This is a genomic window from Streptomyces sp. SID10853, from assembly GCF_010548145.1.
Taxonomy (GTDB): Bacteria; Actinomycetota; Actinomycetes; order Streptomycetales; family Streptomycetaceae; genus Streptomyces.
The window spans coordinates 1-26,144 of sequence record NZ_JAAGLN010000080.1; the positions used below are offsets into that span (position 1 = coordinate 1).

The following is a 26,144-nucleotide window of genomic DNA, read 5'->3' on the forward strand; positions in this document are numbered from 1 at the left end:
ATCGAGGGCCCGGCGGGCAGCGGCCGTATGGAGCTGCTGCGCGCCACCGCGGCCTCGCTCGCGGCAGCCGCCCGGCCGGACAGGCTGGGGCTGATCCTGGTCGACGGCGCGGGAGGCGAGCGGGGCGAGGGCCTGCGCGCCTGTACGGAGCTGCCGCACACCTCGACCTATCTGGTGGCGTCGGACCCGGTCCGGATGCGGGAGTTCGCGCAGGCGCTCGGCGGCGAGCTGAAGCGCCGGGCCGAGCTGCTGGGCACGGGGACCTTCGCCGACTGGCACCGGACCCGTGAGGTGGCGGAGCGGCTGGTCGGCCGGCGGCAGCCGGGGACGGCCGAGCAGAGCGGCGACATCGAGTCGCCGACCAGCGGCACCCTGCGGCTGCGCCCGGCGGGCGCGCGTACGGACCCGATGCCGGGTCCCACACCGCTCCCCCGGCTGGTGGTGATCGTCGACGACTTCGACGCACTGGTCGCACCGGCGCTCGGCAGCCCCGGGCGCCCCACCGCCGGCTCGGTCGTCCGGGCGCTGGAGGCGGTGGCCAGGGACGGCGAGCGGCTCGGCGTCCATCTGATCGCCGCATCGGCCCGGCCGGACCGTACGGCCGACACCGAGCTGGCCCGGATCAGCAGACTGCGTGTGGTGCTCGACGCCCCGCCGGCCTCGCCAGGACCGGACAGCCCGGCGCCGGGCCGGGGCAGGCTGGGCCGGCCCGACCGTGGGGTGACACCGTTCCAGGGCGGCAGGGTGACCGGCCGCATTCCGCGTACGGCGACGCTGCGCCCCACCGTCATACCCCTGGAGTGGGAGCGGATGGGCGACCCGCCCGCCCGCCGCCCCGTCCGTGAACTGGGCAATGGGCCGACGGACTTGGCGCTGCTGGCCAGCGCGCTGGAACGGGCCGCCAGGTCCGTCGACGCGCTGTCCATACCCTCCCTCACCGCCTGACGTAACGTCACAGGCCCATCACAATCGGAGAGTTGGACCAAGGCCCGGTATTGCGGCGCCGGAGTGACTCGGCGTAGGACTGTGCTCACGGGACAACGGCGTCGCCGATGCCATGGGCGCGCCGGCCGCACGCGCATGGGAGAGGTCGGGGCAAATGCGCACAAAAGGCACAGCTCTACGGTCACGCAGAGCCGTTCTGCATCCACGCAGAGCCGTTCTGTATTCGCACGGGGCCGCTCTGCGCTCGCGCCGGGCCGTGCTGGCGGTGCTGGCCGCGGGCTCGCTCGTGCTGGCCGCGGGATGCGGCAGTGACGGCAAGAAGGACAGCGACGGCGACAAACCCACAGGGAAGAGCAGTACCTCCGGGGTCGAGCTGCCCGAGCTGAGCGGTACGAAGCTCGAAGTGGCCGCCGTCTGGACCGGCCCCGAGCAGGCGAACTTCATCAAGGTGCTGAAGGAGTTCGAGAAGCGGACCGGAGCGTCGGTCACCTTCGTGCCCGCACAGGACCCGATCGTCAACTTCCTCGGTACGAAGATCGCCGGTGGCGCCCCGCCGGATGTGGCGATGATGCCGCAGGTCGGCGCGATCACCCAGGCCGTGGCCAAGAAGTGGGCCAAGCCGGTCGGCCCGGCCGCGCAGGCGCAGCTGGACAAGAACTACTCGCAGGTCTGGAAGGATCTCGGGGCGGTCGGCGGCAAGCAGTACGGCGTGTACTTCAAGGCCGCCAACAAGTCCCTGGTCTGGTACAACGCCAAGGCGCTGCAGAACGCGGGGGCGAGCGAGCCCAGGACCTGGCCGGACTTCCTCAAGACCGCCGAGACCATCTCCGCATCGGGTGTCACACCGGTCTCGGTCGGCGGCGCGGACGGCTGGACGCTGACCGACTGGTTCGAGAACGTCTATCTCTCCCAGGCGGGCCCGGACAAGTACGACCAGCTGGCCCAGCACAAGATCAAGTGGACGGATCCGTCGGTCAAGGCCGCCCTGACCACGCTCGCACAGCTCTTCGGCAAGCCGTCACTCATCTCGGGCGGCGCGGACGGCGCGCTCCAGACCGAGTTCCCTGCGTCGGTCACCCAGACCTTCACGGGCGGTGACCAGCCCAAGGGCGCGATGGTCTTCGAGGGCGACTTCGCGCAGACGAACATCGCGCAGACCAAGGCGAAGGTGGGCACCGACGCCAAGGTCTTCCCGTTCCCCGCGGTGGGCGCCAAGGCCCCGGTGGTGACCGGCGGTGACGCCGCCGTGATCCTCAAGGACTCCAAGGGCGCGCAGGCGCTGCTGACCTGGCTGGCGTCCACGGACGCGGCGAGGATCGCCGCGGGGTCGGGCGGTTTCGTCTCGCCCAACAAGGGACTTGACCTGTCGGCCTACCCCAATGACGTACAGCGCACCATCGCCAAGGCGCTGGTAGCGGCGGGCGACGACATCCGCTTCGACATGTCCGACCAGGCACCGCAGTCGTTCGGCGGCACGCCGGGCAAGGGCGAGTGGAAGGATCTCCAGGACTTCCTGAAGAACCCGAAGGACATCGCGGGGACCCAGCAGAAGCTGGAGTCCGACGCGGCCAAGGCGTACAAGAACTGACGCGGCGATGACCTCCGCTGTCGCGGGGGACGTCCTCAACGGGGCGTCCCCCGCCGGAAAGCCGCGCAAGAGCGTGACAGGCACACGTAAAGTCCTGGCGGCCGCTTTTCTGCTGCCCGCGCTGGTGCTGCTCGGTGCGCTCGTGGCCTACCCGATCGGGTACTCGGTCTACCGGTCGTTCTTCGACCAGGCGGGCTCCAGCTTCATCGGCATCGACAACTACAAGACCCTCTTCACCGACGACGCGATCCGCACCGCGATCAAGAACACCGCGATCTGGGTCGTGGTCGCCCCGACCGTCGCCACCGTGCTCGGCCTGATCTTCGCCGTACTCACCGAACGGGTGCGCTGGGGAACGGCGTTCAAGCTGGTCGTCTTCATGCCGATGGCCATCTCGATGCTCGCCGCCGGCATCATCTTCCGGCTGGTGTACGAGCAGGACCCGGGGCGCGGGGTGGCCAACGCCGTCTGGGTGGGCGTGCACGACACCTTCGCCGAGTCGGCCGGGTATCCGGGGGCGCATCCGCTGCCGGTGGCCCCGCTGAAATCGGGCGGCGGTGGCGCGTTCCTGACCAAACAGCCGGTGCACGCGGGCACCCCGGTCCGGCTGCCGCTCGTCGGCGTACTGCCCACGAAAATGCCGTCCTCGGCGAGGCCCGCCAAGGCCCCCAGGGCCGCGGCCGGCTCGGTGACCGGCACGGCCTGGCTCGACTTCACCCTGGGCGGTGGCGGCAGGCCGAACGTCATCGACCCCAAGGAGCTGGGCCTCAAGGGCGTCACGGTCGAGGCGGTCAAGGCCGGCAAGGTGGTGGCACGCGCCAAGGCGGCGCCCGACGGTACGTTCACCCTGCCCGCCGCGGCCGACGGGGCGCTGCTGCGGCTGCCCGACTCGAACTTCCGCGAGCCGTACAACGGCGTCAACTGGCTCGGGCCGACCCTCGTCACCCCGTCGATCATCGGCAGTTACGTGTGGATGTGGGCCGGGTTCGCCATGGTCCTGATCGCGGCGGGCCTGGCCGGACTGCCGCGTGAACTCCTCGAACAGGCCCGGGTGGACGGGGCCGGCGAGTGGCAGGTGTTCCGCCGGATCACCATCCCGCTGCTCGCCCCGGTCCTCGCGGTGGTGCTGGTCACGCTGATGATCAACGTCCTGAAGATCTTCGACCTGGTCTTCATCGTGGCGCCCGGCTCCTCGCAGGACGACGCGAACGTCCTGGCGCTCCAGCTCTACCGCTCGTCGTTCGGTACGGACGCGGATCTGGGCACCGGCAGCGCCATCGCCGTACTGCTGCTGCTCCTGGTCGTCCCGATCATGCTCGTCAACATCCGCAGGATGCGGAAGGAGGGGCGCCGATGACCACCGAAGCCCAGGTGCCCGCACCACGGGCACCCGACGAGCGGCTGCCCGCCGCCTCGGCGACGCGGCAAAAGGAGCCGCTGGCCTCCCGGATCGCGGCCCGTGCGGGCGGCACAGCAATGCGGGTCTTCCTCATCCTGGTCGGCCTGTTCTGGCTGATGCCGACGGTCGGCCTGCTGCTCTCCTCGCTGCGCGGACCGTCCGACATCGCGGCGTCCGGCTGGTGGAAGGTCTTCACCGCGCCCTCGCAGATGACCTTCGACAACTACGCCAAGATCCTCGACAACAAGGTCATCACCGACTCGCTGCTCAGCACGGTCATGATCACCGTCCCGGCGACCGTGCTGGTGGTGGTCATCGGCTCGCTGGCCGCGTACGCCTTCGCCTGGATGGACTTCCCTGGCCGCGACTGGTGGTTCCTGATCGTGGTGGGCCTGCTGGTCGTGCCGGTCCAGGTGGCCCTGATCCCGGTCTCGAAACTCTTCGGTGAGGTCGGGCTCTTCGAGACCACGGCGGGGGTGGTCCTCTTCCATGTGGCGTTCGGGCTGCCGTTCGCGATCTTCCTGCTGCGCAACTTCTTCGCGGAGATCCCGAGAGAGCTCCTGGAGGCGGCGCGGCTGGACGGGGCCGGGGAGATCCGGCTGTTCACCCGGGTGGTGATGCCGCTCGGCGGGCCGGCCATCGCCTCGCTGGGGATCTTCCAGTTCCTGTGGGTGTGGAACGACATGCTGGTCGCGCTGATCTTCGCGGACTCCAAGCACCCGCCGATCACGGTCGCACTCCAGCAGCAGGTCAGGCAGTTCGGCAACAACATCGATGTGCTGGCGCCGGGGGCGTTCATCTCGATGGTGATCCCGCTGACGGTGTTCTTCGCGTTCCAGCGGCAGTTCGTCAACGGTGTGATGGCGGGGGCGGTGAAGTAGGCGACCGGGGAGGCCGTCCGGGCGGCCGCCCGCCGAGGGAGGCGGACGGACGGCCTCTTCCCCGGGCGCACTTGGGACGTACGGATGGCCCGGGGCGCGCGGGGGCGTACGGACGACTTGGGGTACGCGGGGGCGTACGGACGACTTGGGGTATGCGGGGGCGTACGGATGCCCGAACGGGTGGTTCGCGCGGCCGGGATGTGCTCCGGCGCAACTGCCTCATCGCGCCTTCGTTAAGCCCGACATGGCCTTTTGATCACGATGTGCCATCCCCCCACGTGAGAGAGCCCCCATGCACAGGCACGAATTCCTGCAGCGGTTGCACGAGGTGCTGAAGCCGCGCACCTATCTGGAGATCGGCACCAACGACGGGCGGAGCCTCGCGCTCTCCCGCGTCCCCACCATCGCGGTCGACCCGGCTCCGAAGATCCGGACACGGCTGCACTGCGACCTCCAGCTGGTGACCTCGACGAGCGACACCTTCTTCGGCGGCCGGCAGCCCATGGGCCACCTGATGAGCTGCCGCAACCCGCTGCGCAACATCCGCAAGGGCCGTCCGCTGCTCGGCGCGTACACCGGGTCCAACCAGGTGGATCTGGCGTTCATCGACGGGATGCACCTCTTCGAGTACGCGCTGCGCGACTTCATCAACACCGAGCGGTTCAGCGGCTGGTCGAGTGTGGTGGTACTGGACGACATGCTGCCGCGCAACAACGCGGAGGCCGTCCGTGAGCGGGTGGCCCCGTCCGGCCCGTGGACCGGGGACGTCTACAAGTTCATCCCGGTGGTGGCCGAGCACCGGCCGGATCTGATCACCGTCCAGGTCGACACCCAGCCGACCGGTGTCTTCCTGGTGTTCGGCATGGACCCCTCGAACACCGCACTCAAGGCCAGGTACGACGCGATCGTCCGGGAGTGGGTGACGCCGGACCCGCAGAAGGTCCCGGAGTCGCTGCTCGAACGGGTGGAGGCCGTCGAGCCCGCGGCCCTGCTCGGCTCCCGGATCTGGCCGACGCTGGCCCGCAGGCGGGGCCGGGCGGCCGGGCTGCGTACGGTACGCGAGGAGCTGGCGGCCCTGCGCGGCTACTGAACCGCGCGGGCGAGCGGACGACAGGGCCCGAGGGGCGCGGACGGTGACTTCCGCGCCCCTCGGCCGTGCTGCGGCCCATCGTGTCCACGGCCAACCGCGTCCACGGCCAACCGCGTCCACGGTCTGCCGTCTCCACGGTCTGCCGTCTCCACGGTCTGCCGTCTCCGCGGTCTGCCGTCTTTACAGTCTGCCGGGGGCAGCCTGCCCGTGGGGCGGCCTACCGCGTCGCGGCCATCCGGCGGGCCTTGCGTACCGCGCGCCCCAGCACGCCGCGCCTGAGCCTTCGCATCAGCCGGGTCCGCCGGTGCGCCAGGCTCTCGCGCGGACGGCGGACCGTCAGTGCACCGGAGGCCCCGGTGGCGACGAGCACCAGCGGCAGCGGTGTGGGGTTCGCGTCCGCGCCGCCGACGCTCACCGCCATCCGCCAGGTGCCCGCGGGCAGTTGCCCGGCGGGCCGCTCGGCGCACAGAACCGTTCCCGCGCGCCCCTTGGACGCGGTGAGCGTCGCCGCCGTCGTTACGGTGTCGCCGGAGCCGGCCCGCTCGGTGAGGTGGAGCTCGGCCGGTACACCGTCCGGGGCCTCGGTGCGCAGCGGCAGCAGCATTTCGAGCAGCAGCGGTTCGTCCATCACCTGGACCTCCCGCATGCCGACCTTCTTCCGGTACTCCCCGCGCAGCACGGTGGTCGTCGCGCCGACGTCGAGCGAGAGGTTGTCGTGCGCGGTCCAGTACGGCACGACGACCTGTACGGGGTCGCCCACCAGCGCCGCCTGCCGGCCGGCCGTGACCGCCTCGGTCCGTACCGAGCCGAGCCTGACGTTCTTGTTCCATCCGCTCTGGTGCACGCGCACCAGGACGTCCCAGATACCGGCGCCGAGCGGTGCGCCGCCGGCCGCGGTGCCGGGCGTGATGGCCGCCGTACCCCGCAGCACCAGCCGGAACTGGGCGGCGCCGGGGCCGTCCACGCGCTCCCTGGTGAATTCGACGGGCTGGTAGAACTCGGCGGCGCTCGACCGCTCCCGTACGACCAGCTCCATCTTGGCCCGGTCGACGGCCGCCAGGGGCTTCACCCCGAGCTGTGCGAGGGTGTCGGGGCTGTCCAGGCCGTCGGGCAGGCCGATGAGCTCGTCGCCGCCCTCCCTGACGTAGTGGACGGGGTCGTCACCGGCCCGCAGCCCGGCGGTGAAGGCCAGCTTCAGCGTGCCGTCCTCCCAGGCGAGCCCGGTGAGTTCGGAGTGTGCGGCGACACCGCGCTCCCAGTGGGCGAAGAGTTCGACGTCCTGGTAGCGGTCGGCCTTGATGAGCGCGCCGACGAGCTGCTGGGTGGGCAGCAGGGACGCGGAGACCCCGGGGCCGAACCGCTCCACGGCGATCTTGTGCATCTCCTGGAACATGTCCTGGCGGTAGCCGTCGTCGGGCGTGGCGAGCAGCCGGGCGCCACGCATCCGCTCGATCATCTCGTTGCGGAACCAGCGGCGGTACAGCTTGTCGCGCAGCGGCCCCGGTTCGGTGTACTTCTCCACCACGTCGAGTGCCTCGCCGAGGTTGTGGAAGTAGCCCACCGGGTCGATGCGCCGGAAGCCCGCGTTGGAGGCGTCGTCGCGCTTGACGTGGTAGTAGCAGACGTAGTCGCTGAGTACGGCGACGCTCTTCGCCCGCAGATACGCCTCCGTGACGAAGACGTGGTCCTCCAGACGGCGGCGCCCTTCGAGGAAGCGCAGCCCCGTCTCGTCCAGGAAGGCCCTGCGGAACATCTTGTGCGGGGTGAGGCTGTCGATCAGCGGGGCGTTCTTGACCGTGGCGCGCGGCCGGTTGACGCGGAAGAGCTCACGCGGCACGGGCCGCCCCTTGCCGGCCATCTTGCCCACGACGACATCGGCGGCGTTCTTGACGCCGTAGTCGTACATGCGCTCCAGCGCTTCGTCGCCCAGCCAGTCGTCGTTGTCGACGAACATCACGAACTCGCCCCGCGCGGCGTCGATCCCGACGTTGCGGGGCTTGCCCGACCAGCCGGAGTTCTCCTGGTGGACGACGTGGATCAGGGGGTGTTCATCGGCGACCCGGTCCAGGCGCTCGGCGGTGCCGTCGGTCGAACCGTCGTCCACGAAGATCGCTTCGTACGCGTCGTCAGGGAGGGACTGTCTCAGCAGCGATGCGATGCAGTCCTCGATATAGGGCCCGGGGTTGTAGACCGGGATGATCACGCTGACTCTGATGGTCATGCTGTGCACTCGTTTCCCACTGCTCTGCGCCGGCGATCTCTCGTTGCGGGTGCACAGTACTATCGCGGCGAACATTCGACCTATCGGGCCGACCTGTCGTGTCCAAGCCGAACCGGCCAGGTCTCACCGCTGCTCACGGGCCGCACGGCCCGGAGGCCGCCCGGCCGTCACGCCTTGAGGGCGGCCACCGCCGCCGCCGCGAGCCCGTCCAGATAGCCCTTCGGCAGACCGTCCCTGACCACCGCGAGCCGCCAGTAGAGCGGGCCCACGATCAGCTCAAGCGCCCGTGCGGGGTCGGCGTCGGCGGGCAGCTCGCCGCGGGCCACCGCATCACGGACCACCGCGGCGGCGACACCCTTCTGGTTGTCGAGCAGCGCCGCCTTGATCGCGTCGGCGATCTCCGGCTGACGGGCGGCCTCGACCAGCAGATCGGGGATGACCTGGGACGCGACCGGGTGGCGCAGCGCCGTCGAGGCCACGGCGAGCAGGGCGCGGACGTCCCCGTACAGCGAGCCGGTCGCGGGCGCGGGCAGGCCTTGGGCGGCGAACGCGGTGACCAGGTCGAGGACCAGGTACAGCTTCGACTTCCAGCGGCGGTAGACCGCGGTCTTGCCGACTCCGGCCCGGCGGGCGATGGCCTCGATGGACATCCGCGCGTACCCGACGGCGGCCAGCTCCTCGAAGACGGCGGAGCGGATCGCCTCCGTCACGTCCTCGCGGAGCACCGCGGCTCCGGCGGGGGCCCGGCGGGTCGTACGGGGATCAGGGAGTGCCATGGGGAGAAGTTTACCTATTCGTCGCGACGAGACGGTTGCGTTTCGACGTCGATCCGTCCTAACCTCGGCGTTACGACGATACGGATCCGTTGCGACGTATGTCGGGGCGCTCCGCCCGCCCTTCCCGGGTGAATCCCGTCGAATCCCGTTGAGTCCCGTCGAACTCCGTCGAACTCCGTCGAAAGCGAATGCCGTGATCCCCACAACAGCCCGGACCGCGACCGCCACGGAGGCGGCGGTTCCGAGGGTCTCCCCGCAGCCGCCCCAGGATCTGGCCGCGCTGGCCGCGGCTCACGGGCTGACCATCAGCGGTGCCCGTCCCCCGCTGTTCACGTACATCCGCAGGACCTGGGGGCGCAGGCACTTCATCACCGCCTTCGCCACCGCCAGGCTGACCGCCCAGTACAGCCAGGCGAAGCTGGGACAGATCTGGCAGATCATGACGCCGCTGCTGAACGCGGCGGTCTACTACTTCATCTTCGGTGTCCTGCTCGGCACCAGCCACGGCGTCCCGGACTTCATCCCGTTCCTGGTGACCGGCGTCTTCATCTGGACGTTCACCAGCAACTCGATCCAGACGGGCACCCGTGCGATCAGCGGCAGCCTCGGCCTGGTGCGGGCCCTGCACTTCCCGCGGGCCTCACTCCCCATCGCGTACGCCGTGCAGCAGCTCCAGCAGCTGCTCTTCTCGATGGGCGCGCTGATCGTCATCCTGGTCTGCTTCGGCGAGTACCCGAAGATCAGCTGGCTGCTCGCGATCCCCGCACTGGTCCTCCAGTCGCTGTTCAACACCGGGGTCTCGATGGTCATGGCCAGGCTCGCGGCCAAGACCCCGGACGTCTCGCAGCTGATGCCGTTCATCCTGCGCACCTGGATGTACGTCTCGGGCGTGATGTGGAGCATCAAGAAGGTGCTGGCGCACGACAACCTTCCGCATCTCGTCCTGCTGTCCCTGCAGGCCAATCCGGCCGCCGTCTACATCAGCCTGATGCGTTACGCGCTGATCGACAGCTACCACGCGAACCAGCTTCCGCCGCACGTGTGGGCGCTGGCCGTCGGCTGGGCGGTCGTCGCGGGGGCGGGCGGCTTCATCTACTTCTGGAAGGCAGAGGAGCAGTACGGACGTGGCTGAGTACCGGACGGGTGAACTGCCCCCGACCATGACACCGATCTCCACCGCGGCCCCGGACACCGGCGCCCCGGCCCGCCCGGTGGGCCCGACGGCCCCGGCGGCCCCGACCGTCATCGCCGACGACCTCCACATCGTCTACAAGATCCAGGGCACCGGATCGGGCAAGGGCAGCGCGACCTCCGCCCTCAACCGGATCGTCTCCCGCAAGCCCCGGCCCGGCACCCGCGAGGTGCACGCCGTCCGGGGGGTGACCTTCGTCGCGCACAAGGGCGAGGCCATCGGTCTGATCGGCTCCAACGGATCGGGGAAGTCGACCCTGCTGAAGGCCGTCGCCGGGCTGCTGCCCGCCGCTTCGGGCCGGGTCTACACCCAGGGCCAGCCGTCGCTGCTCGGCGTCAACGCGGCTCTGATGAGCGATCTGACCGGCGAGCGCAATGTGATCCTCGGCGGGCTGGCCATGGGGATGACCCGCGAGGAGGTCCGCGAGCGCTACCAGGACATCGTCGACTTCTCCGGCATCAACGAGAAGGGCGACTTCATCTCACTGCCGATGCGCACCTACTCCTCCGGCATGGGTGCCCGGCTCCGCTTCTCCATCGCCGCGGCCAAGAGCCACGACGTGCTGATGATCGACGAGGCGCTCTCCACCGGCGACGCGAGGTTCCAGCGCCGCAGCCAGGACAGGATCGCCGAACTGCGCGAGTCGGCGGGCACCGTCTTCCTGGTCAGCCACAGCAACAAGTCGATCCTGGAGACCTGCGAGCGCGCCATCTGGCTGGAGTCGGGCACGATGCGGATGGACGGCCCCGCGGAGGAAGTCGTCGCCGCGTACGAGGAGTTCACCTCGAAGAAGTAACCGTGGTGCGGGCGGGCGGGCGAGCTGCGGCCGGCCCGCTTCCGGCCAACCGGCTCGGGGCTGACCCGCGTCCGGGCGGCCGCACCACGGAACGCGCTCGGTCCCGGTCCGCCTGCATGGACACCAGGCGGACCGGGACCGCGGAGGGGGGCACGCCACACGGCGTGCCCCCCTCTCACTCACTACTCACTTCTCACCTCTCACCGAGGTCGCGCCTCGCTGAGTCCGCACCTCTCACTCAGCGGGCGCCTCCCGGCCGGGCCCGGCGTCTCAGACGTGCGTACGCAGGAGCGAGCGCATCGTCCGCATCGCGACCGACAGGTTCGCCAGGTCGAAGGCGTCCGAGGACTGGATCTCGTCGAGCGTGGTGCGCGCACGGCCGAGGATCGAGGCGTTCTTCTCCTCCCACGCCTGGAAGCGCTCGTCCGGCGACGACGCGCCGTTCCCCGCCGAGAGCACGTCCAGGGTGAGCCCGGCGTGCGCCGCGTACAGGTCCGCGCGGATGGAGGCGCGGGCCATGGACTGCCAGCGGTCGGCCCGCGGCAGCTCGATGATCCGGTCCATCAGCTGGGAGATCGCCAGCCGGTCACCGAGTGCGTAGTACACCTCGGCGACGGCCATCGGGTCCTTGTCCGTACGGTCGGCGATCGCCACGATGTCCAGCGCGGGGAAGGCCGCCGAGAACCCGGCGACCTGCCGGGCCAGCTCCTCCGGCACGCCCGCTCCGGTCAGCTCGTCGAGGATGCCCTGGTACCACTCCAGGTCGTCGCCCTTGAGCAGGTTCGGCAGGCCGTTCCAGACCTTGGCCACACCCTCGGTGAAGAAGGCGATGGTCTCGCTCAGGTCGAGCGGCTGCGGACGGTTGCCGAGCAGCCAGCGCGCACCACGCTCCACGAGCCGGCGCGAGTGCAGCCTGATGCGGGTCTGGACATCGGCCGCGACCTTGTTGTCCAGCTCCTCGACGGAGTCCCAGACCTCGGCCAGGCCGAAGATCTCCCGGGCCGCCGCCTGCGCCCGCACGATCTCCTCGATCGAGGCGCCCGTCTCCTCCCGGAGGCGGTGCAGGAAGGTCGAACCACCGGTGTTCACCGTGTCGTTGACCAGGACCGTCGTGATGATCTCGCGGCGCAGCGCATGCCCCTCGATCGCTTCGGGGTAGCGCTCACGCAGCGGCTTGGGGAAGTACGCGTGCACCAGCTTCTGCAGATACGGGTCGTCCGGCAGACCGGTGCTGATCAGCTCCTGAGCGGCGGTGATCTTGGTGTACGCGAGGAGCACGGCCAGCTCGGGCTGGCTCAGCCCCTTGCCCGCGCTGAGCAGTTCACGGACCTGGCGGTCGGTCGGCAGGAACTCCAGCGCCCGGTCCAGATGTCCGTCACGGACCAGCCTGCGCATGAAGCGCTGGTGGGCGTGGAGGAGTGACGGAGCCTGGGATTCCGCGTTGGCGAGCGCGGTGTTCTGCGCGTAGTTGTTGCGCAGGACCAGCGCGCCGACCTCGTCGGTCATCGAGGCGAGGATCTTGTTGCGCTGCTTGACGGTCAGATCGCCCTCGGTGACCATCCCGTTGAGCAGGATCTTGATGTTCACCTCGTGGTCGGAGGTGTCCACGCCCGCGCTGTTGTCGATCGCGTCGGTGTTGATCTTGCCGCCCGAGCCGTCGCCGCCGGACCTGGCGTACTCGATACGGCCGAGCTGGGTCAGGCCCAGGTTGCCGCCCTCGCCGACGACCTTGGCGCGCAGGTCCTCGCCGTTGACGCGGATGGCGTCGTTGGCCTTGTCGCCGACGTCCGCGTTGGACTCGGCGGAGGACTTGACGTACGTCCCGATGCCGCCGTTCCACACCAGGTCGACCGGGGCCTTGAGGATCGCCCGCATCAGATCCGCCGGGGTCATCTTGGCCACGCCCGACTCGATACCGAGCGCCTCACGCACATGTGCGTTGAGCGGGATCGACTTGGCGCTGCGCGGGTGGATGCCGCCGCCGGGCGAGAGCAGTCCGGTGTTGTACTCGGCCCACGAGGAGCGCGGCATCTCGAACAGCCTGCGCCGCTCCGCGTAGGACGTCGCCGCGTCGGGGGTCGGGTCGATGAAGATGTGGCGGTGGTCGAAGGCCGCGACCAGCCGGATGTGCTCGGAGAGCAGCATGCCGTTGCCGAAGACGTCGCCGGACATGTCGCCGACGCCGACCGTGGTGAAGTCCTCGGTCTGGGTGTCGTGGCCGAGCTCCCGGAAGTGCCGCTTGACGGACTCCCAGGCACCGCGGGCCGTGATGCCCATGCCCTTGTGGTCGTAACCGGCGGAGCCACCGGACGCGAAGGCGTCCCCGAGCCAGAAGTCGTACGACTCGGCGACCGCGTTGGCGATGTCGGAGAAGGTCGCGGTGCCCTTGTCGGCGGCGACGACGAGGTAGGTGTCGTCCTCGTCGTGCCGTACGACACCGGTGGGCGGCACGACCTCGCCGGCCACCAGGTTGTCGGTGATGTCGAGCAGCGCGGAGATGAAGGTCTTGTACGCCGCGATGCCCTCGGCCATCCAGGCGTCCCGGTCCACCGACGGGTCGGGCAGCTGCTTGGCGACGAAGCCGCCCTTGGCGCCGACTGGCACGATCACCGTGTTCTTGACCATCTGCGCCTTGACCAGGCCGAGCACCTCCGTACGGAAGTCCTCACGCCGGTCGGACCAGCGCAGCCCACCGCGCGCGACCTTGCCGAACCGCAGGTGCACACCCTCGACCCGCGGCGAGTACACCCAGATCTCGTACGCCGGGCGGGGCGCGGGGAGGTCGGGGATGGCCTGCGGGTCGAACTTCATGGAGACGTACGGGTGGTACGCGCTCTGCTCGGTGCCCTGGCCCTTGCGGTCGCCGCTCTCCCCCGCGGTCTGGAAGAAGTTGGTCCTGAGCGTCGCCTTGATGACGGTGAGGAAGGAGCGCAGGATGCGGTCCTCGTCCAGGCTCGCCACCTGGTCGAGCGCACCGTCGAGCTCTTCGAGCAGCCCGTCGGTCAGCTCGGTGCCGGCCCGCTGGCGGCCCGGCGACATCCGCGCCTCGAAGAGCGAGACGAGCAGCCGGGTGGTGTGCACGTTGTTGCGGAGGGTGTCCTCCATGTAGTCCTGGCTGAAGGTCGATCCGGCCTGGCGCAGGTACTTGGCGTAGGCGCGCAGCACCATCGCCTGCCGCCAGGTCAGCCCGGCGCCCAGCACCAGGGCGTTGAACCCGTCGTTCTCCGCCTGGCCCGTCCAGGTGGCGGCGAACGCGTCCTGGACGCGCTCCCTCGCGTCGTCGGCGAGGTGGTCGCCGCCCGCGCCCTCGATCTGCGGAATCCGCAGCCCGAAGTCGTAGATCCAGGCGTGCGTACGGTCGGCGCAGCGCAGCTCGTACGGGCGCTCGTCGGTGACCTCGACGCCCAGCTTCTGGAGCACCGGGAGCACCGCGGACAGGGAGACCTGCGAGCCGATCCGGTAGATCTTGAAGCGGCGCTCGCCGGGGCCCGCGCCCACCGGCTCGTACAGCGAGAGCGCGAAGTCCTTCTCGCCCGGCTGGAGGTTCTCCAGCCGGCCGAGGTCGGCGACGGCGGCCCGCGGCGAGTGGTCCGCCTTGTAGCCCTCGGGGAAGGACTGGCCGTAGCGGCGCAGCAGTTCGGCGGCGCGCTCCTCACCGCACTCGGCGGTCAGCGCCTCGGCGAAGCCGTCGGCCCAGGAGCGGGCGGCCTCGACGAGCTTGGCCTCGATCCGGTCCGCGTCGGCGTCGGTGAGCTCGGTCAGCTCGGTGCCCGCCGGGACCCGTACGACGAAGTGCAGCCGGGAGAGGATCGACTCGGTGTTGCGTGCGGTGAAGTCGACGCTGGTGCCGCCGAGCTCCTCCTTGAGGATGTCGATGAGGCGCAGCCGGACCGCGGTCGTGTAGCGGTCGCGCGGCAGGTAGATGAGCGCCGAGTAGTAGCGCCCGTACTCGTCCTGGCGCAGGTAGAGCCGGAGCCTGCGCCGCTCCTGGAGGTAGAGGACGCTGGTGACGATGGAACGCAGCTGGTCGACGGGCGTCTGGAACAGCTCGTCGCGCGGGTAGGTCTCCAGGATCTGCATCAGGTCGCGGCCGTCGTGGCTGTTGGGCGTGAACCCGGCGCCTTCGAGGACCTCGGCGACCTTGCGGCGGATGACGGGCACCCGGCGGACGGACTCGGTGTACGCGGCGGAGGAGAACAGCCCGAGGAAGCGCCGCTCGCCGATGACATTGCCCTTGGCGTCGAACTTCTTCACGCCGACGTAGTCGAGGTAGCTCGGGCGGTGCACCGTGGAGCGGCTGTTGGCCTTGGTGAGTACGAGGATCTTGTGCTCACGGGCCTTGGCGCGGGCATCGGCGGGCAGCCTGCCGAACGACGGCGAGACCGGGTGCTCCTCGTCGACGCTGTGGTGCGGGTCCGAGCGGAGGATGCCGAGCCCGGTGCCGGGGACCGCGGTCAGCGAGTCGTCGTCGGTGAGCTGGTACTCGCGGTAGCCGAGGAAGGTGAAGTGGTCGGCTGCGAGCCAGCGCAGCAGCTCGCGGGACTCCTCCACCTCGCGCTTGGGCAGATCACCCGCGGTCGGCTCTGCGGGCAGCTCGTCGGCGATGCGCAGCGCGGCATCGCGCATCTTCTCCCAGTCCTCGACGGTCTCCCGTACGTCGGAGAGGACGCGCAGCAGGTCCGTGCTGATCTGCTTCAGATCGGCGCGCTCGGCCTCGCGGTCGATCTCCACATGGATCCAGGACTCCACCAGGGCGTCGTGGACGCCTTCACCGGTCTCTTCCTTGCCGAGGACCTCGATGAGCTTGCCGGTGACGTCACGGCGTACCAGGAGCTGCGGGTGGATCACGACGTGGATGCCGCGGCCCTGCCGGGTCAGCTCGTTGGTGACCGAGTCGACCAGGAACGGCATGTCGTCGGTGACGACCTCGACGACCGTGTGGCTGCAGGTCCAGCCGTTCTCCTCGACGCTCGGGGTGTGCACCCGGACGTTCGCGGTGCCCTGCGGGCGCTTCTCGGCCAGCCGGTAGTGCGAGACCGCCGCTCCGAAGACATCCTCCGGGTCGCGGTTCTCGACGTCCTCCGGAGCGGTATGCAGGTAGTAGCGCTGGAGATACGCAAGGACAGTGTCCCGGTCCGGACTCCCCCCGCTCGTGGACCCGCCCGGAAGTTGTCCTCCGGCCTGTCCGTTCTCAGCCACCTGGGCCGCGCGTGCGAGCAGTTCGGCCTTGGGTTCGTCCAGCTTGGTCTGCATGTCCTCTGGCTCCTGTCGCGCGCCGTTGCGTGACGTAGGTGAAAGAAGCGGTACAACGCCACGACCACGACGCGAGGTATCCGGTCGAAGTCGACGTTATGCCGCAATGAGAGATACCCGTGACGTTATTGGCCATTTTCGAAGGCCGGTCCGGGTGAGGGGTGCCAGCGATGACCCGGACACCGTAGTGCTCCGGGCGCAGGGCAGAGGCGTCGATGCCCCCGCGAGATATCGCGCTGATCACGGGACCAGGCTATCTCCCCGGGACCGGTGGCCGTCACGGCCGCATCTGTCTAAGTCGTCACACGTACTTCGACACTTGGGCCAGGTGCGGAACCGGTCACAGCGGCCACTCCCGTGCGGCCCCGACCGCCTCCGCCAGCGAGTCCACCACCGGCACCCCGGCGGTCTCCAGGCTGGCCCGGCTGTGCGATCCGCCCGTGTACAGCACGGCCCGTGCCCCCGCGTGCGCGGCTGCCACCGCGTCGTCGACGGCGTCACCGATCACCACGACGCGCTCCGGGGCGACACCGTCGAGCCCGGCCAGGTGGCGCACCATGTGCTCGGCCTTCCCGCCGTTCGACGGGCCGGTCCTGCCGTCCACGCGCAGGAAGTGCCGCTCGATCCCGTGCGTGCGCACGATCGGTATCAGATGGTCGTGCGGCGCCAGCGAACAGAGCGACTGGGTGAGCCCGGACGCCTGCCACTCCATGAGCAGCTGCGCCGCTCCCGGGGCGAGCCCGGCCCCCTCGGCCAGCGCCCAGTAGTGCCGGTGGAACGCCTCGTCCATGACCGCCCACTCGGCGTCCGTCGGCAGCCGGCCCATCAGCCGCTCGTAGAACCGCGGAACGGGGACGCAGTACAGGTCCCGGTACCGCTCCAGTGTGATCGGCGCCAGCCCCACCTCGCCGAAGGAGGCGTTCGTCGCCTGGATCACCGCGTCGATGTCGTGGAACAGCGTCCCGTTCCAGTCCCAGACGATGTGCGTGCCTGTGCCTGTGCCTGTGCCTGTGCCTGTGCCCGTGCCTGTGCCCGTGCCTGTGTCTGTATCTGTGCCGGCGTCCGTGCTCATGTCCAGCCCCCGTTCGAACCTCTCCCGGACCTTGCGGGGCACCGCCCCGTCCCCCGCGGTCCCCACTTCGACAACCGTACGCGGGGGGTCCGACAACGGCCCGGCCGTGCGGGGATCGGGCGGTCAGGCGATCAGGTGCGGGATCTCCTGCACACCGAACCAGAGCAGTTCATGGTCATCGGCGCCGTCCACCGTGAACTGCGCGTCGTCGTCACCGTGATCGGCCGCGCCCAGCGCGGCCGCTGCCGCGGCGACGTCCGGCTCCGCGTCGTCGGCGTCGGCGTGGACCGCCGCGGCCTTCGACAGCGGCACCGCGGAGGCGATCCGCACCTCGCCGAGCGAGCTCGCGTCAAGGCCGCGGTCGGGGTCGGCCACCGCTTCCTGGTCCGGCACGTCCACCGCGACGACCACCCGGCGGCGGACGACGTCCGGTGCGCCCGCCAGGAGCCGCAGCGAGGCCGACGCGGCCCGGTTGAGCGCCGCGTACTCCAGCTCCTCGATGTCGTCGGAGACGTACCACTCCCGCAGGCCGGGCGTGACGGCGTACGCGGTCAGCGGGCCGGGGCCCAGTTCGCCCGCCGCGTGCGCCGCTGCGAGACCGGGGAGGGTCAGTGGGACGTACACACGCATGGCCGGCCGCTTTCGTCGTCGGATGGGCGCCACGGCCTCCGTCCGGAGGCCCGGAAGGCGGCCCGGCAGAGCCCGGTGATACCTGGTGAAGAGGGTCCCAGGATACGTACCCCGTCCCCCTTCGTGGTGCCGGGAGCGGCCCGTGACGGCGTCCACCCGGAGCCGCCGGGGACCGCGCCGCATCCGCCCGCGGCACCGGCCCGTCACCCGGATAGGTGATTCCGGTCGGCACCGGCCGCACCGCGGCGCCTCCCTTGCCACGCCTCCGCGGGCCCCCGTAGAAGAGCCTCAGCAGAAGCTACCGCCCGGTATCGAACCGGGCCCGGCAGAGCGGGGGCTCTCTCTTCATGCAGCGGACCAGGCCGGCGGGCCGGCACGACCAGCAAAGGCCAGGCACCACCCCGATCCAGCGCCGGCGGCTCAAGCCGCACTACTGGTTCGCCGAACGGCTCCTCGCCGTACTCAGCGGCCAGCGGCCCGTCCACTGGATGCTCGGGCACACCATCGGCGGGGCCTACGAACAGCTGGTGCTGCTGGCGCCCTGCACACCGCTGAAGGCGTCTGGCGTGCGGCCCGTCGTACGCCACTGCGGCGAATTCGTCCCGGCTCCCGGTGTGATCGAGGCCTTCGCCAGGATCGGCTCGGGCGAGCACGTACAGGCGATGGCGTTCCGGCTCGAACAGGGCGCCGATCTGCGCTGGCGGTGCGCGGCGGTGGAGCTGGGCGGCGAACGCGTCGGCGTATGAGCCGGTGACAGAACCGGCCGCCGGCAGAAAGCCCAGTCACAGAACCGGCCGGGCCGGACCCCGCAAGCTTCTGCGGTGTCCGGCCCGGCCCCTACGGCACAGCGGTCATGGCGGCGACGGCGGCCCGCGCCGCCCGGCCGCTACTTCTTGCGGCGGCGGCCGCCGCCCTTCTGCGCCTTGCGGCGCTCGGCGCGCGTCATCCCGTCCGCCTCGGAGCGGGACGGGCCGTCCTCGTTCTCGAAGTCGCCCTCGACGACACCGCCCTCGCCGTCCACCGTCGGAGCCGAGAAGTGCAGCCTGTCGGGGCGCTGCGGAGCCTCAAGCCCCTTGGCGCGGATCTCCGGGCGCGGAGCACCCGCGGGCACCGCGTCCTTCTCCAGCGAGGTCTTCTCCGCCGTCTCCTGGACCGGAACCTCCTCGACCTGCTGCTCGACCTGGACCTCCAGGTTGAACAGATAGCCGACGGACTCCTCCTTGATGCCCTCCATCATGGCGTTGAACATGTCGAAGCCCTCGCGCTGGTACTCGACCAGCGGGTCCTTCTGCGCCATGGCCCGGAGGCCGATGCCCTCCTGGAGATAGTCCATCTCGTAGAGGTGCTCACGCCACTTGCGGTCCAGCACCGACAGGACCACCCGGCGCTCCAGCTCACGCATGATCTCGGAGCCGAGCTGCTCCTCGCGGCCCGCGTACTGCTCGTGGATGTCGTCCTTGATCGACTCGCCGATGAACTCGGCGGTGATGCCGGCCCGGTCGCCCGCCGCGTCCTCCAGCTCCTCCACGGTGACCTTCACCGGGTAGAGCTGCTTGAACGCGTTCCACAGTCGGTCCAGGTCCCACTCCTCGGCGAACCCTTCGACCGTCTCCGCCTGGATGTACGCGTCGATCGTGTCGTCCATGAAGTGCTGCACCTGCTCGTGCAGGTCCTCGCCCTCCAGGACCCGGCGGCGCTCGCCGTAGATGACCTCGCGCTGCCGGTTCAGCACCTCGTCGTACTTCAGGACGTTCTTACGCGTCTCGAAGTTCTGCTGCTCGACCTGCGACTGCGCCGACGCGATGGCCCGCGTCACCATCTTGTTCTCGATGGGCACGTCGTCGGGGACATTGGCCATCGCCATGACCCGCTCGACCATCTGGGCCTTGAACAGCCGCATCAGGTCGTCGCCGAGCGAGAGGTAGAACCGGGACTCGCCGGGGTCGCCCTGACGTCCGGAACGGCCGCGCAGCTGGTTGTCGATACGGCGCGACTCATGGCGCTCGGTGCCCAGCACATACAGCCCGCCGAGGTCCGTGACCTCGTCGTGCTCGGCCTTGACCGCGCGCTCGGCCTTCTCCAGAGCGGCGGGCAGGGCGGCGGCCCACTCCTCGACGTTCTCGTCGGGGTCCAGGCCGCGCTGGCGCAGCTCCGCCTCGGCGAGGTCGTCCGGGTTGCCGCCGAGCTTGATGTCGGTACCGCGCCCGGCCATGTTCGTCGCGACGGTGACGGCGCCCTTGCGGCCGGCCTGCGCGATGATCGGCGCCTCCCGGTCGTGCTGCTTCGCGTTGAGCACCTCGTGCTGGACTCCGCGCTTGGAGAGCTGCTGCGAGAGGTACTCGGACTTCTCGACCGACGTGGTGCCGACCAGGATCGGCTGGCCCTTCTCGTGCTTCTCCGCGATGTCGTCGACGACCGCGTCGAACTTGGCGACCTCGGTGCGGTAGATCAGGTCGGACTGGTCCATGCGGACCATCGGCCGGTTCGTCGGGATCGGCACGACACCGAGCTTGTAGATCTGGTGGAACTCGGCGGCCTCGGTCATGGCCGTACCGGTCATACCGGAGAGCTTGCCGTACAGGCGGAAGAAGTTCTGCAGGGTGATCGTGGCGAGTGTCTGGTTCTCGTCCTTGATGTCCACCCCTTCCTTCGCCTCGATGGCCTGGTGCATGCCCTCGTTGTAGCGCCGGCCGGCGAGGATACGGCCGGTGTGCTCGTCGACGATCATGACTTCGCCGTCGATGACGACGTAGTCCTTGTCGTTCTTGAAGAGCTCCTTGGCCTTGATCGCGTTGTTGAGGTAACCGACGAGCGGGGTGTTCACCGACTCGTAGAGGTTCTCGATGCCGAGCCAGTCCTCGACCTTGGCGACACCGGGCTCGTGGATGGCGACCGTGCGCTTCTTCTCGTCGACCTCGTAGTCGCCGGTCTCCTCGATGCCCTTGAGCTGGTTGCCCGCCTCGCCCTTCGTCAGCCGGGTGACGAGCTTCGCGAAGTCGCCGTACCACTTGGTGGCCTGGTCGGCGGGGCCGGAGATGATCAGCGGCGTACGCGCCTCGTCGACCAGGATCGAGTCGACCTCGTCGACGATGGCGTAGTTGTGGCCGCGCTGGACGAGCTCGTCCTGGGACCACGCCATGTTGTCGCGGAGGTAGTCGAAGCCGAACTCGTTGTTCGTGCCGTACGTGATGTCGCAGGCGTACTGCTCGCGGCGCTGCGCCGGGGTCATGTTGGCGACGATGCAGCCGACTTCGAGCCCCAGGAACTTGTGGACCCGGCCCATCATCTCGGAGTCACGCTCGGCCAGGTAGTCGTTCACCGTGATCAGGTGGACGCCCTTGCCGGACAGCGCGTTCAGATAGGCGGGGAGCGTGCCGACCAGGGTCTTGCCCTCGCCGGTCTTCATCTCGGCCACATAGCCGAGGTGCAGCGCGGCGCCGCCCAGCAGCTGTACGTCGTAGTGACGCTGGCCGAGGACGCGCTTGGCGGCCTCACGGACCGTCGCGAAAGCCTCGGGCAGCAGGTCGTCGAGGCTTTCGCCGTCGGCGAACCGCTCCTTGTACTCGTCGGTGAGGGCCCGCAGCTCGGCGTCGGAGAGATTGATGAAATCCTCTTCGATGGAGTTGACCTGGTCCGCAATGCGGTGCAGCTTGCGCAGGATCTTTCCTTCGCCTGCACGCATGAGCTTGTTGAAGACGGACACGGGGGTTGGTCTCCTTGCCGGTCGGGCCTGGCGCGGTCGAGTTCATGGGCTGAACCTCCCGGGGTGCTACCCCCGGACCCGGGCCGGAGAAACAGACCGACCAGGGAGCCCGGCTTACTTTCACGCGGCAAACCGGGGTAGAGCAACGGCCATCGTAAGCGAGGACCCCGCCGCGCCGGGAGGCCCGCCGCTCAGGACAACGGTCGGGGCGTCCGGAAGGTGCCGGGAGATCCCCGAAAAAGCCATGGCACCTGCTCGGAACAGGCAGCAGAATCAGCCGATGGACCCCGTCACACTGACCTCAGAGCGGCTGCTGCTGCGCCCCTTCACCACCGCGGACACCGAGAGCGTGTTCCAGGCCTGCCAGGACCCCGACATCCAGCGCTGGACGGTGGTCCCGTCCCCTTACCGGCGCGAGGACGCGGAGAGTTTCACCGGCCAGCTCGTCCCGGACGGCTGGCGGACGGGCACCAGCCTGGCCTTCGCCGTGCTGGCCCGCGCCGACGCCCGGCTCATCGGTGCGATCTCCGTGTTCCAGCACGGAAAGCCCGGCACCTGGGAGATCGGCTACTGGATGGCGAAGGAGCACCGGGGCCACGGGTACACGGCGGAGGCCGTGACCGTACTCACCCACTGGTCGCTGGCCAAGCTGGGCGTGGAGCGTCTGGAGTGGCGGGCCGAGGTCGGCAACACGGGATCGCGGGCGGTCGCGGAGAAGGCCGGATTCCGTATCGAGGGCACACTCCGTGCGGACCTGCTGAACAAGGGCACCCGAAGAGACGCCTGGCTGGGCGCGATACTCCCGTCCGACCTGGGGCTGTCCACGGAGCACGCCTACCTCCCGGCCGGCCCCTGATCCGCGCGCCTGCGTCCCGGAGCCGTTCACCGGCCCGCGCCCGGTTGTCAGTGCCGCCCCCTATCGTTCGGGACATGACTTCTGTGCCGTCCCCGACCGTCGAACTCTCCGCCGACGAGGCCCGCAGGACAGCGCTGCGCGCCCAGGGTTTCCTGGGCGCGCCCGACCGGCGGGGCGGGGTGCGCGGGGTGCTGCGGCATCTGGGCGCGGTGCAGCTGGACACCATCTCCGTGCTGGCGCGCTCGCACGAGCTCATCCCGTACGCGAGGCTGGGCGCCGTCGGCCGCCGGACCGTCGACGCGGCGTACTGGTCGGGGGGCCGCTCCTTCGAGTACTGGTCGCATGCCGCCTGCATCCTGCCCATCGAGGAGTGGCCGCACTTCGCCTTCCGCCGCCGCGCCTACCGCGACCGCCCGCACTGGAATCACGATCTGCCCGAGTCGGCGTACGAGACCGTGATCAAGCAGTTGCGCACGGAGGGCCCGCTGACGGCCACCGAACTGGGCGGCGCGAAGAACGGCGGCGAATGGTGGGACTGGTCGGCATCGAAGGTCGCCGTCGAGCGGGCGCTGATGTACGGAGAGGTGGTGTGCACCGAGCGGCGCGGCTGGAAGCGGGTGTACGACCTGGCGGAGCGCGCGGTCCCCGGCCCCCTGCTCCATGACGAGCTGGACGACCGGGAGTGTGTCCGCCGGCTGGTCGCGCTGGCGGGAAAGTCCCTGGGGGTCGGGACTCGTACGGACATCGCGGACTACCACCGCCTCAAGGCCGAGCAGTTCGACGCGGTCGTCGCCGATTCGGGCCTGGTGCCCGTCAAGGTCGAGGGCTGGTCCAAACCGGCCTGGGCCGACCCGGACGCCCTGTCGTCCCCGCTCCGCGGCCGCCACCGTACGACACTGCTCTCACCCTTCGACTCCCTCGTCTGGGAACGCGCGCGTACGGAGCGGATCTTCGGCTTCACACACCGGCTGGAGGCGTACGTCCCCAAGCCCAAGCGGATCCACGGCTACTTCGCGATGCCCCTGCTCGCGGGCGGAAAGCTGGTGGGCCGGGTCGACCCCGCGCGGGAGGGCAGCACCCTGGTGGCCAGGCAGGTCTCCCTGGACAACCGGAAGGCGGTGCGGCCGATGGCCGAGGCACTGGCCGAAGCGGCGGCCTGGGTGGGGTGCACGGACGTGCGGGTGGAGCGCATCAACGACGCCGAGCTGCGGGCCCCGCTGGCAGCGGCCCTGACAGACACTCTCGGCCCGGCCCGGTAGTGGGCCCGGGGCGGTAGCGGGCCCGGGGCGGAGCAGGTCAGGGCGGAGCAGGTCCGGCCCGGCAGCAAGCCCGAGGTGGGTCCGGCCCGGTTCCCGTCCTCAGCGGATTTCGAGGATCTTCTCGCGCATCGCGTAGACCACGGCCTCCATCCTGGAGTGCAGCTGCAGCTTCTCCAGGATGTTGCGGACGTGGTTCTTCACGGTGTTCTCGGAGATGAACAACTCCTTGGCGATGTCCCGGTTGTTCATCCCGGTGGCCACCAGCTTCAGAACCTCCAGCTCCCGTTCGGTGAGCCGCGGTGCCGGTACGAGCCGGCGCTCGTCGGTGCGCTGGATCATCGACTTGAACTCGGTGAGCAGCTTCGACGCCATGGAGGGGCTGATCTGGGACTGCCCGTCGGCCACCGCCCTGATCGCCGTCGCCACCTCGTCGGTCGAGATCTCCTTCAGCAGATAACCGGTGGCCCCGGCCTTGATCGCCTCGTAGAGGTCGGCCTCCTCGTCGCTGATCGTCAGCATGATGATCTTCGCGCTGGGTGCCACCTCCTTGATGGAGGTGCACGCCTCGATGCCGCCCCGCTTGGGCATCCGTACATCCATCAGCACGATGTCGGGCAGCAGATCGGCGGCCTTGTCCACCGCTTCCGCGCCGTCGCCCGCTTCACCGACGACCTGGATGTCCTCCTCGGCCGCGAGAACGATCTCCAGGCCACGCCGGAAGAGCGCGTGGTCGTCCACCACCAGGACTCTGATCGGCTCCTTGCACGAAGCCCCGCCATGGACAGCCCCGCCCTGGTCCATGGGGTCCTCGTCCCGGTCGTGCGCGGGACCGAAGCGGTCCGCCATCGTTCCTCCCCCTGAAGCATGGGCCCGAAGTTCATGTACGACGTCAACCGCAGCTCACAGAAGCCCGATTGGCGCGTGCCGCCATGATTTCATGCCGGGACGACGGAACGGTGATCCCCAACCCCGATCCCCACCGCACGGCGGCGCCCCCGGTGCACATACGTACGTCCAGGGGCACCGCAACGGTTCATGAAGTCATCCGCCGAGCGCACCGCCGGCGCCGGCCGCCTCCATGTCGGCGAGCGGGTCGGTCGTCAGGTGAATGACACCGTAGTCGTAGGCGTGCCGCCGGTAGACGACACTGGGCTCCTTTGTCTCCGCGTCGACGAACAGATAGAAGTCGTGCCCGACCAGTTCCATCTCGTAGAGCGCCTGGTCGAGCGACATCGCTGCTGCCACATGGGTCTTCTCGCGTACCACCAGCGGTCCATCGCCCTGGATTTCCAGCGAGCCGATCCTGGTGGTCGGAATGGTCTGGGTCGCCACATCGGCGGTGAACTCGCCGTTGCCGTTGACCTGTGCCGTCTCCGGCACTGCGTCCACGACCTCGGCTGCCGAAATGCGCCCCGCGCCACGCCTGTTGTGGCGCTTCTCGTTCTGCTTCCGCAGCCGCGCCTCCAACTTGCCGGTGGCCAGATCCAGCGCTGCGTACGGGTCGCCTGCGGCTGCCTCCGCCCGGATCACCGGGCCTCGGGAGTGCAGCGTGATTTCCACACGGTCCGAACGGTCGGCCTGCCTCGGATTGGGCTCCTTGGACACCTCGACGTCCAGGCTGATCACCTTGGCGTCCAGCTTCTGGATCTTCTCAATCTTCAGCTTCTCGGCGACGTGCTTGCGGAACCGCTCGGGTACTTCGGTCTTGCGGCCCTTGACGACGATGTCCACGCAGAACTCCGTTCCCGGATCGCTCCGCTCAGCGGCGGAGCAGCTCCCTCTTGCACCAGACCCCGGTGAGCACCGGAGTCTCGGACTTGGTGACTTTCACCTCCTCCTCCCCCGTCGGGAAGATCCCCACCCGCACCAGCCTCCGGCCTCGCAAGTCTCCGGATTTCCACGGAACCAGCAGAAACCGGAAAGTGCCATGCACGTCCGTGTATTCAAGTGAGCCACAGCTTTCGCCATTCCTCACAACCGAACATAGCTCGCCGGGACGGGTATCGGCACCCGCTACTCACGCGTACCCCCGTTCAGGTGGTTTTTCTCCCTCACTACCTGCAACGATGGAACTTAGCTGTCAGTTCCGGTTTATTCCGAAAGACAACGGTGGTGCGGCGACGACCGCAGCCACCGGTTCCGCAGGTCCGGGGAATTCCCGGCCTGCCACTGCCCGTACCGCACGAGCCGCCTCCACCAGTGATGCTCCGGTCGTCATGAGATCGTCCACCAACACCACCCTGCCCCCGTCCAGCAGCCCTACGCCCCCCGGTATCACTTCCAGTGCACCGGACAGATTCGCCAGCCGCTGCGGGGCGCCCAGGCCCGCCTGATCGGCCACCGCGCGCCGCTGCCGGAGCACCCCCACCGTGCGTGCGGGCGTTCCGCCCCTGCGCAGCTCGGCCGAGGCCGCGCGGGCGATCCCACGGCCCGCGTCATGTCCCCTGGCCCGCACCGCACCACGCGACGAGGGCACCGGGACG

General features: G+C 69.6%; 18 protein-coding genes and 1 pseudogene. 10 read left to right on the top strand and 9 right to left on the bottom strand.

Features of this window, described 5'->3' with window-relative positions; translation table 11 throughout:
• The 5 genes from G3I19_RS17405 to G3I19_RS17425 all read left to right on the top strand — a co-directional run.
• A partial coding sequence (locus G3I19_RS17405; RefSeq protein ID WP_275402747.1) for an FtsK/SpoIIIE domain-containing protein occupies positions 1-945 on the top strand: 945 nt, incomplete at its 5' end.
• A gap of 259 nt (positions 946-1,204) precedes the next feature.
• Positions 1,205-2,533, top strand: a complete 1,329-nt coding sequence (locus G3I19_RS17410; protein ID WP_164264554.1) for an ABC transporter substrate-binding protein — start codon at positions 1,205-1,207, stop codon at positions 2,531-2,533.
• A gap of 7 nt (positions 2,534-2,540) precedes the next feature.
• Positions 2,541-3,890: a sugar ABC transporter permease gene (locus G3I19_RS17415; protein WP_164264539.1), complete on the top strand. Its 1,350-nt coding sequence runs from the start codon at positions 2,541-2,543 to the stop codon at positions 3,888-3,890.
• Between the two features lie 119 nt (positions 3,891-4,009).
• Positions 4,010-4,813 carry a carbohydrate ABC transporter permease gene (locus tag G3I19_RS17420; RefSeq protein ID WP_239074464.1) on the top strand — a complete coding sequence of 268 codons (804 nt, stop codon included), beginning with the start codon at positions 4,010-4,012 and terminating at the stop codon, positions 4,811-4,813.
• 292 nt (positions 4,814-5,105) lie between these two features.
• Positions 5,106-5,903, top strand: a complete 798-nt coding sequence (locus G3I19_RS17425; RefSeq protein ID WP_164264541.1) for a class I SAM-dependent methyltransferase — start codon at positions 5,106-5,108, stop codon at positions 5,901-5,903.
• A 217-nt stretch (positions 5,904-6,120) separates the two neighbouring features.
• Here the strand turns inward: G3I19_RS17425 and G3I19_RS17430 are convergent, their stop codons facing one another.
• Both G3I19_RS17430 and G3I19_RS17435 read right to left on the bottom strand, forming a co-directional pair.
• Positions 6,121-8,124: a glycosyltransferase gene (locus G3I19_RS17430; protein ID WP_164264542.1), complete on the bottom strand. Its 2,004-nt coding sequence runs from the start codon at positions 8,122-8,124 to the stop codon at positions 6,121-6,123.
• A gap of 167 nt (positions 8,125-8,291) precedes the next feature.
• Positions 8,292-8,900: a TetR/AcrR family transcriptional regulator gene (locus G3I19_RS17435; protein ID WP_164264543.1), complete on the bottom strand. Its 609-nt coding sequence runs from the start codon at positions 8,898-8,900 to the stop codon at positions 8,292-8,294.
• Between the two features lie 271 nt (positions 8,901-9,171).
• On the opposite strand from G3I19_RS17435, the gene G3I19_RS17440 reads away from it, so the two are divergent.
• Entirely contained in the window at positions 9,172-10,032 is an 861-nt protein-coding gene (locus tag G3I19_RS17440) for an ABC transporter permease (RefSeq protein WP_239074466.1), read from the top strand.
• Positions 10,025-10,888, top strand: a complete 864-nt coding sequence (locus tag G3I19_RS17445; protein WP_343235130.1) for an ABC transporter ATP-binding protein — start codon at positions 10,025-10,027, stop codon at positions 10,886-10,888. The genes G3I19_RS17440 and G3I19_RS17445 overlap by 8 nt, the downstream gene beginning before the upstream one ends.
• 270 nt (positions 10,889-11,158) lie before the next feature.
• Here G3I19_RS17445 and G3I19_RS17450 read toward each other — a convergent pair whose 3' ends face one another.
• The 3 genes from G3I19_RS17450 to G3I19_RS17460 form a co-directional block, all read right to left on the bottom strand.
• Entirely contained in the window at positions 11,159-16,141 is a 4,983-nt protein-coding gene (locus tag G3I19_RS17450; protein WP_164264545.1) for an NAD-glutamate dehydrogenase, read from the bottom strand.
• Between the two features lie 340 nt (positions 16,142-16,481).
• Entirely contained in the window at positions 16,482-17,213 is a 732-nt protein-coding gene (locus tag G3I19_RS17455) for an HAD family hydrolase (protein ID WP_164264546.1), read from the bottom strand.
• Positions 17,214-17,336: 123 nt separating this feature from the next.
• A complete protein-coding gene (locus tag G3I19_RS17460; RefSeq protein WP_164264547.1) occupies positions 17,337-17,843 on the bottom strand; it encodes a hypothetical protein in 507 nt (168 codons plus the stop codon).
• Positions 17,844-18,190: 347 nt separating this feature from the next.
• Between G3I19_RS17460 and G3I19_RS17465 the strand changes: the two genes are divergently transcribed.
• Complete coding sequence (locus G3I19_RS17465) at positions 18,191-18,589, top strand: Rv3235 family protein (RefSeq protein ID WP_164264548.1); 399 nt, start codon at positions 18,191-18,193, stop codon at positions 18,587-18,589.
• Between the two features lie 140 nt (positions 18,590-18,729).
• Here the strand turns inward: G3I19_RS17465 and secA are convergent, their stop codons facing one another.
• Positions 18,730-21,546: a preprotein translocase subunit SecA gene (secA, locus tag G3I19_RS17470; protein ID WP_164264549.1), complete on the bottom strand. Its 2,817-nt coding sequence runs from the start codon at positions 21,544-21,546 to the stop codon at positions 18,730-18,732.
• A gap of 280 nt (positions 21,547-21,826) precedes the next feature.
• Between secA and G3I19_RS17475 the strand changes: the two genes are divergently transcribed.
• Both G3I19_RS17475 and G3I19_RS17480 read left to right on the top strand, forming a co-directional pair.
• Positions 21,827-22,402, top strand: coding sequence for a GNAT family N-acetyltransferase (locus G3I19_RS17475; protein ID WP_164264550.1), 576 nt, complete (start codon positions 21,827-21,829; stop codon positions 22,400-22,402).
• 74 nt (positions 22,403-22,476) lie between these two features.
• Entirely contained in the window at positions 22,477-23,661 is a 1,185-nt protein-coding gene (locus G3I19_RS17480) for a crosslink repair DNA glycosylase YcaQ family protein (protein ID WP_164264551.1), read from the top strand.
• Positions 23,662-23,760: 99 nt separating this feature from the next.
• Here the strand turns inward: G3I19_RS17480 and G3I19_RS17485 are convergent, their stop codons facing one another.
• The 3 genes and pseudogenes from G3I19_RS17485 to G3I19_RS17495 all read right to left on the bottom strand — a co-directional run.
• Positions 23,761-24,507: a response regulator transcription factor gene (locus G3I19_RS17485; protein ID WP_164264552.1), complete on the bottom strand. Its 747-nt coding sequence runs from the start codon at positions 24,505-24,507 to the stop codon at positions 23,761-23,763.
• Positions 24,508-24,702: 195 nt separating this feature from the next.
• Positions 24,703-25,392: a ribosome-associated translation inhibitor RaiA gene (gene raiA / locus G3I19_RS17490; RefSeq protein ID WP_164264553.1), complete on the bottom strand. Its 690-nt coding sequence runs from the start codon at positions 25,390-25,392 to the stop codon at positions 24,703-24,705.
• A gap of 349 nt (positions 25,393-25,741) precedes the next feature.
• Positions 25,742-26,144, bottom strand: a pseudogene (locus tag G3I19_RS17495) (ComF family protein); the annotation flags it as partial.